At 40.7% G+C, this 15,035-nt stretch carries 10 protein-coding genes; 2 read left to right on the top strand and 8 right to left on the bottom strand.

Going from position 1 to position 15,035, the window contains the following annotated elements; all coding sequences use genetic code 11:
* The first annotated feature begins 10 nt into the window (after positions 1–10).
* A complete protein-coding gene (locus AC0L7Q_RS13320; RefSeq protein WP_413400789.1) occupies positions 11–4,516 on the top strand; it encodes an EAL domain-containing protein in 4,506 nt (1,501 codons plus the stop codon).
* Positions 4,517–4,542: 26 nt separating this feature from the next.
* On the opposite strand, the gene AC0L7Q_RS13315 is transcribed toward AC0L7Q_RS13320, so the two are convergent.
* Complete coding sequence (locus AC0L7Q_RS13315; protein WP_413400788.1) at positions 4,543–5,487, bottom strand: ion transporter; 945 nt, start codon at positions 5,485–5,487, stop codon at positions 4,543–4,545.
* An 8-nt stretch (positions 5,488–5,495) separates the two neighbouring features.
* Positions 5,496–8,162 (bottom strand): bifunctional acetate--CoA ligase family protein/GNAT family N-acetyltransferase, encoded by a 2,667-nt coding sequence (locus AC0L7Q_RS13310; RefSeq protein WP_413400787.1) that lies wholly within the window; start codon positions 8,160–8,162, stop codon positions 5,496–5,498.
* A 380-nt stretch (positions 8,163–8,542) separates the two neighbouring features.
* Here AC0L7Q_RS13310 and AC0L7Q_RS13305 point away from each other — a divergent pair, with 380 nt between their 5' ends.
* Complete coding sequence (locus AC0L7Q_RS13305; protein WP_075169840.1) at positions 8,543–9,259, top strand: SIMPL domain-containing protein; 717 nt, start codon at positions 8,543–8,545, stop codon at positions 9,257–9,259.
* On the opposite strand, the gene AC0L7Q_RS13300 is transcribed toward AC0L7Q_RS13305, so the two are convergent.
* The 6 genes from AC0L7Q_RS13300 to AC0L7Q_RS13275 all read right to left on the bottom strand — a co-directional run bounded on the left by AC0L7Q_RS13300 (position 9,251) and on the right by AC0L7Q_RS13275 (position 15,014).
* Positions 9,251–9,910, bottom strand: coding sequence for a hypothetical protein (locus AC0L7Q_RS13300; RefSeq protein WP_409423909.1), 660 nt, complete (start codon positions 9,908–9,910; stop codon positions 9,251–9,253). The two genes, AC0L7Q_RS13305 and AC0L7Q_RS13300, sit on opposite strands and share 9 nt — an antisense overlap.
* A gap of 416 nt (positions 9,911–10,326) precedes the next feature.
* Positions 10,327–12,159: a DUF885 domain-containing protein gene (locus tag AC0L7Q_RS13295; protein WP_076918452.1), complete on the bottom strand. Its 1,833-nt coding sequence runs from the start codon at positions 12,157–12,159 to the stop codon at positions 10,327–10,329.
* Between the two features lie 84 nt (positions 12,160–12,243).
* Positions 12,244–13,380: a radical SAM family heme chaperone HemW gene (gene hemW, locus AC0L7Q_RS13290; protein ID WP_413400786.1), complete on the bottom strand. Its 1,137-nt coding sequence runs from the start codon at positions 13,378–13,380 to the stop codon at positions 12,244–12,246.
* A complete protein-coding gene (locus AC0L7Q_RS13285) occupies positions 13,377–13,976 on the bottom strand; it encodes an XTP/dITP diphosphatase (protein WP_413400785.1) in 600 nt (199 codons plus the stop codon). Before AC0L7Q_RS13285 ends, hemW begins: the two co-directional genes overlap by 4 nt.
* A 2-nt stretch (positions 13,977–13,978) precedes the next feature.
* Complete coding sequence (locus AC0L7Q_RS13280; protein WP_413400784.1) at positions 13,979–14,422, bottom strand: DUF4426 domain-containing protein; 444 nt, start codon at positions 14,420–14,422, stop codon at positions 13,979–13,981.
* A 58-nt stretch (positions 14,423–14,480) separates the two neighbouring features.
* Positions 14,481–15,014 carry a YggT family protein gene (locus AC0L7Q_RS13275; protein ID WP_008113334.1) on the bottom strand — a complete coding sequence of 178 codons (534 nt, stop codon included), beginning with the start codon at positions 15,012–15,014 and terminating at the stop codon, positions 14,481–14,483.
* Positions 15,015–15,035: the final 21 nt, after the last annotated feature.

Below are 15,035 nucleotides of genomic sequence, written 5' to 3'. Positions count from 1 at the left end.
TAGGAAACACATGGGCATCTGTATTAATAGGTTTATCACAGCCATGTTTGTGCTATTTATGCTCATAAGCCTCGCTGCAACAGCGCAAGTAAAAAGGTTATCCCCGAGCGAAGGGTTATCTCAAAGCTACGTTAATACTATGCTTATTGATAATAATGGCTATTTATGGCTCTCTACTGAAGGAGGGTTAAATCGCTACGACGGCTACCAGGTTATTCCAATTAATGGCCCAAATGGTGAGTTAGAAGAGACCATTATTGATCGCATATACCAAGATCCAGAAGGACAAATTTGGATTGCTTCCTTGTTAGCGGGGCTTTTCAGGTATGACCCGCAAACAAATACCTATCAGCAGTATCTAAAAAAGCCAGTGACAGAAGAGCAAATTCTTCAGCAGTCTGTTTTTACTATGTTGGCCACAGATGATAAATCCTTGTGGATTGGACAAGGGCGAGTGTTTGCAAAACTTGATATAGCCAGTGGCTCTATTACTCCTTTATTTAAGCTGCCTGAGCAATTTGAAAATGCATTTGTACGTACCTTGTTTCATTACAATGGCTATATCTTTATTGGCAGTACAGACGGTGCTTATGTATTTAATATTGCAACGCAACAAGTACGCCCTCTAGAGCATTTAAGCGAAACCGATGTACACATCTATCAAAACAATGTGAAGTCATTTGCACTGGGTGATAGTAATCGGTTATTGGTTGGGGCTGTTAAAGGTTTATACGCTGTTGATATTAGCAATATAGAGGCATTGTTTAATAATAATGAGCAGTCATTTACAAATGAAAAGCTGCTGGCTGATTTAAATGTTTGGGATATAGATAATCAGCAGGGGGTTGTTGATTTAGCAACAGACAAAGGTCTGCTCAGCTTTAATTTGACCACCAAAACGGTGGTTAAAAATAAACGTATTCAACAAAGTAAATACACCCTTGCCGATACCAGCATTATTGATATGGTAAAAGATAAATCAGGCGGTATGTGGCTTGCGACTAAAACTGATGGTGCTTTTTACTTATCGGGAGACAACTATAAGTTTTATAATGTGGAGGGAAATGCTCTGGGAGGGGATGGATTTTCGCATCACTCAGTCTGGGCAATTAAACAATTCCAAGATAAGTTATGGTTAGGTACCCATAATGGTTTAACTGCGGTTGATATAAAAAATAACACCTCAACGGTGTATTTAAAAGATTATAAAGTTGATTTACTAACCACAGAATTTACTATTTTCAAAATTATGCCTTACAAAAATAAACTCTGGTTACAAACAAACCGAGGGCTGTTTATTTTTGACCCCCAAACCCAGCAGCTTACTCAACCTAAAACTGCCAGCCCCAAGAACCAAATATTTTTAAACGACTGGATGCATGGTATTGCCTTGTTAGAAAATGGTGATTTATATTTTGTTCACCCTGATCATGGCATGTTTAAATATAATATTGATAGCCTGATTTTAACCCCATTAAAAGGCGAGTTTTCCCAATTCGACCCGTTCTTAGCACATGGCTTTTTAGCGCCATTGCCCTCTCAGCCAAAGTGGCCGCTATTTTTTAGTGGTGGGGTGTTATACCAGTTTAATCCTGATGAGCTCAGTTTAAATACCCTTTATAAAGTACCCAAACATCATGACAATGTTGCAGTGAGAATTCTTTCGTATATTGAAGACAGGCAAGGGATTCTATGGCTCTCTTTATCTAACTTTGGTTTGATTGGAATTGATGCCAGCAGCTATGAATTAGTGCATACCATTGATTTAGATAAAAATAAATTAGGCACACTATTATACGATATGGTGCTAGATGAAGAGGGAATGATTTGGATGAGTAGTCATAAAGGAATATGGCGACTAAACCCTAACACTATTCATTTTCAGCAGTTTACTACATCAGACGGGGTGCTTTCTGCTGAATTTAATAGTGGTGCTATGGCAAAATTAAATGATGGACGAATTGCCTATGGTAGCCTTAAAGGCTTTACCTATTTTGATCCCAAAGAGAATAAAAATAGCCAAGGTTTGTTAGAACATGTCAACATTACTCGCATTAATTTAATGTCTCGAAATTTGTCGATTAACTTACAACAGCCATTAAAAAATATTACTTTAAATCATGATGATATAGGGCTTGAAATTGCGTTCTCAGCGATGTCATTCAGTTTTCAAGAACGTATTATTTATGAATATCAGCTCGATAAAGGTAAAAAAAGTTATACCCGTAATAATCGCGTGGTGTTTCCTAAATTAAACCCAGGAAGCTACCAGTTAAAAGTCTGGGCAAAGGATCCGTTGACGGGTGAGTATACCCCGCCAGCAACGTTAAATATTAAAGTGAAATACCCGTTATGGCGGGCCCCTTACTTTTTAGCACTTTATGCTATTTTGTTGATCACTGTAGTGACTGCATGGGTGATGAGACGTAACAAAATACAGCGTATTTTATTAGCTGCACACAAAGAAAGCCAAGATAGCGAGGCGCGCTTAAAGCTTGCGCTAGAGGGAAGTGAATCGGGGGTATGGGATTGGCAAGCAAATCAGTTAAATATTTATCAGCCAAGGTTAGTTAACGAATTAGGTTATGCGGAAGACTCAGTCAGTTTAGATGACTACTTAGATAAAGTTCACCCACAAGAGCGTGCTATTTTTAGGTTAGAGTGGTTAGAATTTTTATCAACTGACAAAGGATATTTTAACTGTACTTACCGATTGCGTCATGCCAAAGGTCATTGGCGCTGGTACAAAGACTTTGGCAAAGTGGTTGAATGGAATGAAACAACTCCGCAAAAAGTAGCGGGTACGTATACCAATATGACACGCGAGATGGCATTTGAAGAACACGCTCGACTATTTACTGCCGCGTTTGAACAGACTCGAGATTGGGTGTTTATTTTAGATAAAAACTTTAATATACGTGCTTCAAATAAGTCGCTACAAACGGCTTTTGCTTTATCGGCAGAGCCTCGTTCAACTCGCTCACTTAATTTAGGTATGACTCGCAGTAGCTATTTTGATTATTTACGCATTATGCAAAAACTTGAAGTAGGTGAGCATTTCTCATGTGAAGATACTGTGGTATTGGCTAATAAGGAACAGCGCCATGTGTTAGTAAAAATAAGCGCTGTAGCGGATGAAAGCCAAAGATTAAGCAGTTATGTGGTTATTTTAACGGATATTCATGCCCAGAAGTCAGCTGAGAATGAGCTACATTTATTAACTAATTACGATTCATTAACGGGTTTGCCAAACAGAACTCTATTTAACGACCGAGCTATGCACGCCATAGATCAAGCGCGCCGCCATCACAGTAAAGTCGCTTTAATACACGTAAATATAAAACGCTTTAAATACTTTAATGACTCATTTGGGACAGAAAGCGCTGATGAGATTATTAAGCTGGTGGCAAATCGTTTAAAAATAGCACTGCGTCCCTGTGATAGCGTAGCGCGTTTAAGTGGTGATGAATTTGTTATTTTAGTTGAAGATATTCAACAAATAGAAGAAGTATTACTTATATGCACCAAGCTTATGGATTGTGTGAGTAAAGACATTTCTATGAATAACCAAAGTGTGAAGGTTCATCTAAGTATTGGGGTGGCGCTTTTCCCTGATGACGCGACGCATTATAAAGCGCTGTTAAAAGCTTCAAATGTGGCGCTCTATTATGCTAAAGATGGTTTAGAAGGTGGTTACAAGTTTTACAAACAAGAAATGAATCAAAAAATTGAAAGGGCGCTGCATTTAGAGTCGCAATTGATCAAAGCGTATCATGAGCATGAGTTTTGTAATTACTATCAACCTATAATTAGTACATCTACACAAAGAACGGTAGGCTTTGAGGTGTTATTACGCTGGCCTGAAAATCAGCTAGCTAGTACGCAAGAGTTTGCAAATGTGGCTGAAAATATTGGTTTAATTACCAAAATTATGCTGCAAACATTTAAAAGAGCACTTGTACAGTTGGTGCGTTGGCGCAAGGTGAATCCCGATTTATATTTATCAATTAATTTATCAGCACTTGATTTTGAGTTTGCTGAGCTTATACCTGAAATTCGCCAGGCATTGAGTAATGCGGCACTACCGCCTGAGGCTATTGTATTTGAAATAACGGAGTCTATTTTAATGCGAGACTCAGAGTATGCGCTTAAAAATATGGATGCACTAAAGCAGCTCGGATGTAAATTATACATGGATGACTTTGGAACGGGTTATGCTTCATTAACGTATTTAAAGCGCTTCCCCATTGATGTATTAAAGATTGATCGTAGTTTTGTGCAAGATATTGGTATTGATTCAGATAATGAAGCGATTATTCAATCCACGCTGACTTTAGCCAGCAGTTTAGGTAAAGAGTGTATTGCTGAAGGGGTTGAAAGCGCACATCAACTGGCCTTCTTAAAAGCTCAAGGTTGCAGCTACTTTCAAGGTTATTTGTTCAGTAAAGCGGTGCCTAAAGAGCAAGTGCTTGAGCTCATTGAACGCGATTGGCAGCCTGTATTTTCACAAGCTTAAAGCGCCTCTGCTTTGTGTATGTGTTATTAAGGGCGCTTACCACAATGGCGACAAAATAAATGTGAGCTGCGTTTATTAAGTTCCGCTTTTATTGCTTTATTAGCTTCTAACTTACTTAACCCGAGTTTGTAGCGAAGATCTTCTAGGTGATGTAATTGCTCGTCGGAGAGTTTACCATCGGTTATTTGCTCATGGGTGGCATCTTCAAATAACTGACGACGTTTACGAACTTGCTCTGAAAAGCTCGACGCTAATAAACCAGTGGGTATAGCCACCATGCCCATGCTTACTAGAGTGATGACACCACCAAACAGCTTACCAATCGGTGTTATTGGCACAACATCACCATACCCAACTGTAGTTAGTGTTGCCATTGCCCACCACATAGCGGCTGGAATTGAGCCGAACTTGTCTGGTTGAATGTCATGTTCTAATAAATAAATACCGCATGAAGCTAAAATAAGTACTACTGCCATAATAAAAAATGCAGCCAATAATGAACTTGATTCATCAATAAATGCCTGTAATAACAGCTGTATAGCCCGTGAATAACGAGTGAGCTTAAATACTCTTAATAAACGTAGTACGCGTAAAAAACGCAAGTCTAAAGCAAAGAAAAGCATTAGCAGGCTTGGCAAAATGGCGATTAAATCGATGATAGCCAAAGGTGATAAAATATAGCGGATCCGTTTTTGTGTATTGGAGCAATCCATAGAGGCGTATTTTACTCTATCTACACAAGTCCAAGCACGTATTAAGTATTCAGTACTAAATATGGCAACCGATACCAGCTCTAATATTAAAAATTCGTTATAGTACGCAGTGGCAATGCTATGCACTGATTCGAGTACAATGGCCACCACATTAATCATAATTATAGTGATTAGTAGGGCATCTAAAAAGTGGCCGGCCCGTTGGTACTTTCCTGAAGACTCAAATACTTGGTTGATGGTTTGTCTAAGTTTTTGCATAGTAATTATTATAATTTGAGTAACATATTGATACTGCCTTCTTCAAAATCACGACTAATTTTAAATCCGAGTTTACGAGCTAGCTCAATCATGCCGGTGTTTTCAGGGAGAGTGATTCCCTCAACGGTTTTTACCCCTTGGCGCTTACAATGAGAAATTGCTGCATTCATTAAAATACGCCCTAATCCAAGCCCTTGGCAATCAGAGCGTACTACAATAGCAAACTCTGCTTGTAAGTTATCTGGGTCCATAATCACTCGCGAAACCCCTAATGTCTGTTGTTGCTCGTCTTGTGTTTGGGTAACAATAAACGCCATTTCGCGGTCGTAATCAATTTGTGTCATTTTAGCGAGTTGATCGTGGTTAAACTGGGGCAACTCACCAAAAAAGCGCTTATACCTATCTTCTTTGGTTAATGACTGATCAAACGCTTGATGTGCTTGCTCATCTTCAGGTTTAATTGGTCTGAGCGTTGCTAAGGTATCATTTTTTAGGGTAACCGTTTCAACCAGCTCAATGGGGTAAGGGCGAATAGATAAACGTTTTCGGTGTGCCTGAATTTGATATTGGCTCAAGTTCATGGTGGCATCAAGTACTAAAAACTGACCATTACTAGCTAGAATAGGATTTAGCTCTAATGAGGTAATATCCGGTTGATCTACCACCAATTGAGAAATTCGAGTTAGTAGTGAACACAAGCGATATTTATCTACTTTTTCAGGCAATACGCGGTCTTTAAGTACGCCTTTATCATGGGCGGCGGCAATTAAGTATTTAGCTAGGTTCATATTCAATGGTGGTAAAGCGACTGCAGCCTGTTCATATTCAAGCCCTGTACCGGCTTCACCTAATAAAATAACTGGACCAAAATTAGGCTCTGTTTTAATGGCGATACGCAGCTCGTTGGCTCCCGCCCTAGGTGCCATTTTTTGTAATGAAAAACCATCAATTACAGCGTCAGGGTAGGTGTTTTTTATTCTTAACAGCATAGCAAATGCGGTTTGCTCTACCTCTTGTGCATCATTAAGGTTTAGTACTACACCGCCAACTTCAGACTTAGAGGGAATACTTGGGCTAATCAATTTCAATGCCACAGGAAACCCCAGCTCTATTGCTTGCTCTTTGGCTTCGGTTGGAGTGTAGGCAACTTCAGTTTGAATGCAGTTTATGCCGTAACTACTTAAAATGTGACTCGCTTGATGGGTCGATAAGTAGTGTTGCTCATCATCTAAAAACTCTTTAATAGTCGCTTTCGCTGCCGCTTTATTAATAGTGGCATCGTCAGTGTTCGATTCTGGCGTTTGAGTTAAATGCTTTTGGTTACGGCGGTAGCTTACTAAGTGCATAAAGGCGCCTACTGCGCCTTCTGGAGTGCGATAGGTAGGGATGGCGTTATTAGCGCAGATGCGTCTGGCAGCAAAAGCGGCATCTTCGCCCATAAAGTTAGTAATCACATAGGGGCGTGCCATTTTTGGTAATTTATTTAGCGCCTCAACAATAACCTGAGCGTAATTTTCACTCGCAGCTAATGCTGAAGGAGTATGAATGATCAGTAAGTTTTTAACTTCTTTAGCATTTAGTAATATTTCTAATGCGTGTTTGTAACGCACTGGCGCAGAATCGCCAAATATATCGACCGGATTGGCTACGGTGTCTGAATGCGGGATCACTTTACTGAGTGCTTCGCGAGTTTCATCACTGAGCTGAGCAAGTTTTCCTGAGCTTTGAATAAGTTCATCAACGGCCATCACTCCAGGGCCGCCACCATTGGTTAATATGGTAAGTTGCTCTACTTGCAGTAATTTAGGGTGCATTGCCAAGGTTTGAGTGGCGGCAAAAAGCTCACGTAAGTCGTTTACTCTTAACATCCCCGCGCGTTGAAACATGGCATCATATACTGCATCTGAGCTTTGTTTTCCGCCAGTGTGTATTTCAGCAGCGAGAGCCCCTGCGCTGGTTCTGCCAGTTTTAATAGCAATAACAGGTTTAGAAAATGCGGCTGCTCGAGCGGCAGAAATAAAGCTGCGAATATCATTAATATTATCGATGTACAGTAAGATGGCTTTGGTTTTGGCATCGCGGCCTAAGAAGTCGAGAATTTCGTCAAACTCAATATCTAAACAATCCCCCATAGATACAAAGTACGAAAAGCCAATTTCTTTATTTTTTGCCCAATCAAGAATGGTAGAACACACCGCAGCTGATTGCGATACAAAAGCCAGCTTACCTGGCGTGGCAACCGTATGGGAAAAGCTTGCATTTAAGCCTATATGTGGAATAAGTAACCCCAAGCAATTTGAGCCAAGTAGGGTAACTTTGTGCTTCGCTGCGTTCTCTTTAAGTGCCTGTTTTTGAGCTGTGGTTAAGCCATCCGCAATAATAACGGCGCTATGACAGCCAAGTGTCCCTAGTTGCTCAATAATTTTCATCAAGGTATTTTTATTGGTACAGATAACGGCTAAATCAGGCACTTTAGGTAAGGCTTCAATGTTGGGGTAAGCCAATACGCCATGTACCGCAGTATGATTGGGTGTAACAGGCATAATAGGCCCTTTAAAGCCACCTTGCAGTAAGTTGCGCATTACCACATTACCCGCGCGAGTGGCGGTGTTTGATGCCCCAATAACAGCGACAGAGCTTGGGTTAAAAAACTGGCTAATACGTTTTAGACTCATTGCGTTTCCTTGGCTGATTAATTTTTGCGTTCTGTACTGTCTCAATGTAACCTGTTTATTGTGTTTTTTCGAGCGTGAACATGCTTATTATTGATATTAGGGTCTGTTGACCTTTCAAGGTTAAAGTTGCAGCAGTTTGTTTGGTATTTAGGCAAGGCATAGCCTATGTGGTGTGGTTATTCCCCATAAATAGGCGATAACGCAGTATCAATGCCAAACAGGCGCTGCCCGAAGGGTTCTGCCTAGGGGCGATTTACTCTTTGTTGCTCGGTTTTGACTTAGCCCACTAGGTTACAAACCTCGCGCCGTGATTAAACCGCCCCTAGTTTGAACAAATTTTAATCCGCAAAGGTCAACAGACCCTAGTCAAGGAGAGTGAAGTGAATAAAATATCGAATGTAACCGTTGTTATGGCAGCAGTTTGTTTAAGCATCGGCTTAATTGCATTGGGCTTTATCATCAAAGGAGCCGCACTTGATATTAAAGGCATGGAGCGCACTGTTCAGGTAAAAGGCTTAGCAGAGCGTGAAGTGGTCGCTGATACTGTTATTTGGCCGCTGCAGTTTAATGACGCCGATAACAACCTTGAAAAGCTTGTTGAGCGAGTTGAGCAAAAAAACGATGCCGTAATTGCCTTTTTAAAGCTACATGGCTTTGACGATGAGGAAATATCGACAGGCACTCAATCTATTATTGATAAGCAAGCGCGTGAATATGCGAACGACAATCAAAAGTTTAGATACGTTATTAGCTCAAATATTATTGTTTACTCTAATGCCCCCGATAAAGTTAAAAACGCACTGAGTAAAGTGAGTCAGTTAGCTAAACAAAATATAGCCATAGTCCAAGATAACTATCAAACTCGTATTGAATATATTTTTACTGGGCTTAACGATATAAAACCTGCCATGGTGCAAGAGGCCACAGAAAAAGCCCGTGAAGTAGCAAATAAATTCGCGAAAGATTCAAACTCCCTTTTAGGTAAAATTAAAACCGCACGCCAAGGGCAGTTTAGTATTAGCGATCGGGATTCAAACACACCGCAAATTAAAAATGTACGCGTGGTTACCAGCGTAGAATATTACTTATCAGATTAGTGCTGCTACTTGTTCAGTAGAGCGCTGTAAATATGCGGCGCTTAACAGCAAAGTTATTTCGCTTGGAGGGTCGTTTTTTAATGCCTCAAGCAATTGTAATTTTGCTCTAGGATTTTGTTTTTGTTCTATTTCCATTAATGCCAGTAAGGCTGAAAACTCATGTTTTACCGGTATGTTGGGCTTATGTGCATAAACGATATAGCTGGCCACAGGAGTGAGCCCGTACTGATTGATTTGCGCCAATGCATGCAGTAACTCTTCATTAGATTCAAATAACATTAACGAGCGAACATAGTTAAAAGGCAATTGACTCGGCGCTGCGTGCTTGAACACATTATGTAACACGTTATTGCCATGATTATCTGTACTGATAAAGCCTTTATTTAATTTAAGCGCAGGAGTAAAAAAGCTCAGTGCATCTAAACTGGTTAGCTGTTCAATAAACGGCGCTGGTGGCGTATTGCTCGCTAAAATTCGCACGGCAATATTTTGCATAAAATCGTATTTAATACTCATGCGTAACGCGCTTTCAAACAGGTAATTAAGCTGCATCACTTTTTGAGCGTCAGTGAGCTTTTTAAAGTCATTATCAAGCTCATCAAACTGTTGTTGTTTAATACGCGCATTGAGTAGCTGTATGCTTAGATCCATTCTGTTCTCCTTGAATACCTACTTTATCCTAGCTTAATTTTTTGCTTTATAAAACAAAAGGCCGCAATCGCGACCTTTTATATGTTTAAGTAGTTACTAGGGTCTGTTTACCTTTGTGGATTAAAATTTGTTCAAACTAGGGGCGGTTTAATCGCGGCGCGAGGTTTGTAACCTAGTGGGCTAAGTCAAAACCGAGCAAAGCTTCCGCGTCCTGCTCACGCCACTTACCTACATCCATGTAGGCAACAAAGAGTAAATCGCCCCTAGGCAGAACCCTTCGGGCAGCGCCTGTTTGGCATTGATACTGCGTTATCGCCTATTTATGGGGAATAACCACACCACATAGGCTCTGCCTTGCCTAAATACCAAACAGACTGCTGCAAATTTAACCTTGAAAGGTCACAGACCCTAGATAATTAAGCTTGTTTGCTAGCAACCCACTCATCAACAAAGTTTTCTAGTACGTTTAATGGTACAGGGCCATTTTTAAGCACTACGTCGTGGAATTGACGAATATCAAACTTGTCGCCAAGCTGCTTTTTAGCCGCTTCACGTAGTTCTAAAATTTTCAGCATACCCACTTTGTAAGCCGTTGCTTGTGATGGCATTACAATATGACGCTCAACCATTTTTACACCGTCAGAAGTGGCGTTAGGAGTGTTGTTAACGTAGTAATCAATACCTTCTTGGCGAGTCCACTTCATTGCGTGAATACCGGTATCAACCACTAGACGACAGGCACGCCATAACTCCATAGCTAAACGACCAAAATCTGAATACGGGTCTTCGTAAAGGCCCATTTCTTTTGGTAGTAACTCTGAGTATAAACCCCAACCTTCAATGTAGGCTGTGTAACCACCAAATTTACGGAACTTAGGCACGCCTTCTAATTCTTGTGAAATAGCAATTTGCATGTGATGACCCGGAATACCTTCATGGTAAGCTAGAGCTTCCATTTGGTAAGTTGGCATTGCTTCCATGTCATAGAGGTTGGCGTAGTAAATACCTGGGCGAGAACCATCTGGCGCAGGTTGTTGATAAAACGCTTTACCTGCCGCTTTTTCACGGAAAGCTTCAACACGTTTTACTATCATGTCGGCTTTTGGTTTTACAATAAACAGCTCATCTAAGCGTGTTTTCATGTTATCAATTAAGCCTTTAGCTTCACTTAGGTACTGCGCTTTACCCGCTTCAGTATTAGCAAGGTAAAATTGCTTGTCGGTTTTCATAAACTGCATAAAGGCGTTTAAGTCGCCCTCAAAGCCAACTTTATCTTTGATGGCACGCATTTCATCATGAATACGTGACACTTCGGCAAGGCCGATGGCATGAATTTCTTTTGCGGTAAGGTCTGTCGTGGTAGTACGTTTAAGCGCGTTATTGTAAAACGCTTCGCCATCAGGGAATTTCCAAGCACCGTCACGGTTATCAGCACGTTTTTCTAGCTGTGCAATGTAGTTAATTAACTTAGAGTAAGCAGGTTTAACTGCCGTTTTTAATGCTTCAGTCGCTTTACTAATAAGTGCATCTTTTTCAGCTTGGTCGATTTCTAATGCATTTACTTTGCGTTTAAAGTCAGCTAAAAGCGTAGAATCTTCACCTTGTTCAAACGGTGCACCTTTAATGATGTTTTTGCTTGAATCAATCACGTGTGGAAATACAAATTTAGGCGCGATGATGTTTTTATCGGCGCGAATTTCTAAGCCGGTAATAAGTTGATCAAATACACCCGGCACCCCATTTAAACGAGCAATATAATCGTTTGCTTCTTTTACGTTGCTAATTTGATGCTGGTTAATTAAAAAAGCCGGCACCATAGAGTGCGTACCAAACATTTGGTTTACTGGGTAGTTATGGTAACGCCATTTAAAATCAGCAATGCTAGCTTCTAAATCTTGTTTTTTTAAATCATAACTTACTTGAGTAGCTGCATCTAATTGCGCACGGTCAATGCTGTTGAGCGTGACCAAATCGGCTTTAGTTTGTGCCAAGTCTTTAAGCGCTTTTTCTTCGCTGTTGTCATCCCATTTATCGTAATCTTTTTTGATGCCCATGTAGGTTTGATAAACTGGGCTGCTCATTACATCACGATTAAAAGTGTCTTCAAAAAAAGCATTCGCTTTATCAATTTCACTTTGTACAGGTTGAGCTTGAACCGCAGGTGCAGGCGTTGATTGTTGTGTTGCTTGTTGGCAACCTGCAAGCAGTGCCACGCTTACCGTGGCAGCAATTAGAGTAAGTTTACGCATTCGTTTCCCTTTTGTTGTTAGAAACCCATTAGGGTATTTTAATTTTTCATGTATTTACTTTACATGCGCATAACGCCAAAAGCGTTATACGAACAATTCTAGCAGGTCATTTAAAAAGCGATGGCCTTTAAGGCTTACTTGCCAGTGGCCGTCTTTTTCTATTAATAAACCTGTGTTAAGAGCTTTATTTAAAGCCGCTTGTTGGCTTTGTAATGGCTGATTAGTCAATGCACTGTAGTCTTCAATCGGGCATGGCTCTGTTAAACGAAAGCGATTCATAAAAAACTCAAACGCTAAGTCGTCTTGTTCTACTTGCCAGCTTTTGTACAAGTAGGGCTTAATAATGTCCATGTAGCCCCGTGGGTGTTTAACCTTTTCAGTGCGTGTTATCACCCCCGTTTTCGCATCAGTAACCTTACCATGGGCGCCACAGCCAATACCAAGATAATCGCCAAACCGCCAATAATTCAAGTTATGTTGGCATTGAAAGCCCGGTTTTGCATATCCTGAGATTTCGTATTGCTGATAGCCTGCTTGGGCTAACAATGCTTGGCCTTGTTCTTGAATATCCCATAAGGTTTCATCTTGTGGCAACGTGGGCGGTTTTGAAGCAAATTGCGTATTAGGCTCAATGGTGAGCTGATACCAAGAAATATGTGGTGGGTTGAGGGCAATAATTTGTTTTAAATCACTTAGTGCGTCATCGAGTGACTGCCCTGGTAAGCCATGCATTAAATCAAGGTTAAAGCTATTCAACCCTGCTTCACTAGCTTGTTGTGCTGCATAACTGGCTTCATCGGCACCATGAATTCGGCCTAAGGCTTTTAATTTATCGTTTTGCATGCTTTGCACGCCTATAGAGATACGGTTAATCCCTGCTTTTACATAATCTTTGAAACGGCCAGTTTCGACTGTGCCGGGGTTTGCTTCAAGGGTTATTTCACAATTATCGGCTAGGCCTATAAGGCTATCTACTTCATTGAGTAAACGGGTGTATGCCGCGCCGGTTAATAGGCTTGGCGTGCCGCCGCCAATAAAAATGCTGTGAATTTTTCGCCCCTGCACTAAGTGTAAATCAGCTTTTAAATCGTCAATTAAATGCTGCACATATTCAGCTTCAGGGATGTCACCTTTTTGTCCGTGGCTGTTAAAGTCGCAGTAAGGGCATTTTTGCACGCACCAAGGTACGTGCACATATAAACTCAGTGGAGGAAGGTTCACAGGCCGCCTTTGTGTTGTAGCTCTTGTAATAATTTATTAAGTGCTTGCCCACGATGACTCAGAGCATTTTTCTGCTCTTTAGTCAGTGCGGCACTGGTGCAATTTTCTGATGGTACAAAAAAGATAGGATCGTAGCCAAAGCCGCCTTCACCGTGTTGGCTAAGGGTAATCTCACCTTCCCAGCTAGCACTGCATATTAGCGGGGTAGGGTCGTCAGCATGACGCATTAGTACCAACACGCACCAAAAACGGGCACTGCGATTAGGGTTGTCGCCTAAGTCAGCCAGTAATTTATCGATATTATCTTGATCGCTTGCGCTATTTCCTGCAAAACGAGCAGAGTAAACACCTGGCGCGCCATTCAGGCCATCAACTTCTAAGCCTGAATCATCTGCAATAGCAGGCAGTCCGGTAATTTTAGCCGCATGACGCGCTTTAATTATCGCGTTTTCTACAAACGTGGTGCCTGTTTCGGCTACGTCACTGACATTAAAGTCGCTTTGCGGTACAACATTAATATTAAGTGAACTGAGCATGTTAGCCAGCTCATTCACTTTTCCGGGGTTGCCGGTTGCAAGTACTAAGGTGTTGGTCATATTTAATCTACGTAAAATTTTTGCTTAAACTTTAATGTTTGAAACTGATTACCTTGTTGGATTTCAATTTCAAAACGTAAAATCTCTTCGTTGGTGTAATCTACTTGTGCTAGGTAATAAATTGAATCGCCTTCAACTATTTCTTTAAAGTTAAGGGTTTGCTTGTTACCTAATAAGTTTTTAGCGGTACCTTGTAATGTCGCTTTTTGAGCGGCTTTATCAGCATCACTTTTTAATATTGAAATATTAACAATGCCTTTATAGCCACTACGCTCAAGGTCATAGGCTTTAGCTATTTGCGGTTGAATAAACGTTGATGGAAAGGCTATGTAATGAACTTGCCAAGGGCCTAGCTCTTTGTATTGGGCGCCTTGTTCTTGAGCGCTGTGTGCATTAAATGCTAAAGCGAGACAAGCAATAAAACAAAACTTTATTAAACGTTGCATGGTTAACTCCTGAATATGTAAAAAAGAGGCGCTAGGCCTCTTTTATATTACATTATGCTTAAGCTAAAAGGTCCATTAGCAGCATTTGTAAAAACTGAATGCCGATAATCAGTACCAATACCGATAAATCTAATCCCCCCAATGGCGGTAAAATTTTACGGATCGGCTTTAACATTGGCTCAGTAAGCTGATGGAATACCGCTTCAATTGGGTTATAGCCTTGGCTTACCCAGCTTAAAATAGCGCGGATGATTAACACCCAAAAGACTAAATTTAAACCTTCTTTTAAAACAGTTATTAGCGCCTGTATAAGCACAGGTTGAATAGCCCAAGAGCTATAAATAAGCCACATTAATGTACTTATTTTTGCCGCAGCCACTATAAATGCCAGCAACAAAGAGGCTAAATCAAGCCCGCCTAGCCCTGGAATGATTTTTCGCAGCGGGTTAACTGCAAACGAAGTGGCTTTGACCACAAATTGGCTCATCGGGTTGTAAAAGTCGGCTTTTGCCCACTGTAGCCAAAAACGCAGTAGTACCACCATTAAAAATAGATCAAACAAGGTGCTAATTAAAAATTGCATGGCATTCATAGTATAACCTTCAATAAAAAA

This window comes from Pseudoalteromonas sp. KJ63-1 (genome assembly GCF_055808145.1).
This window is presented reverse-complemented; position numbering and strand designations above follow the sequence as displayed.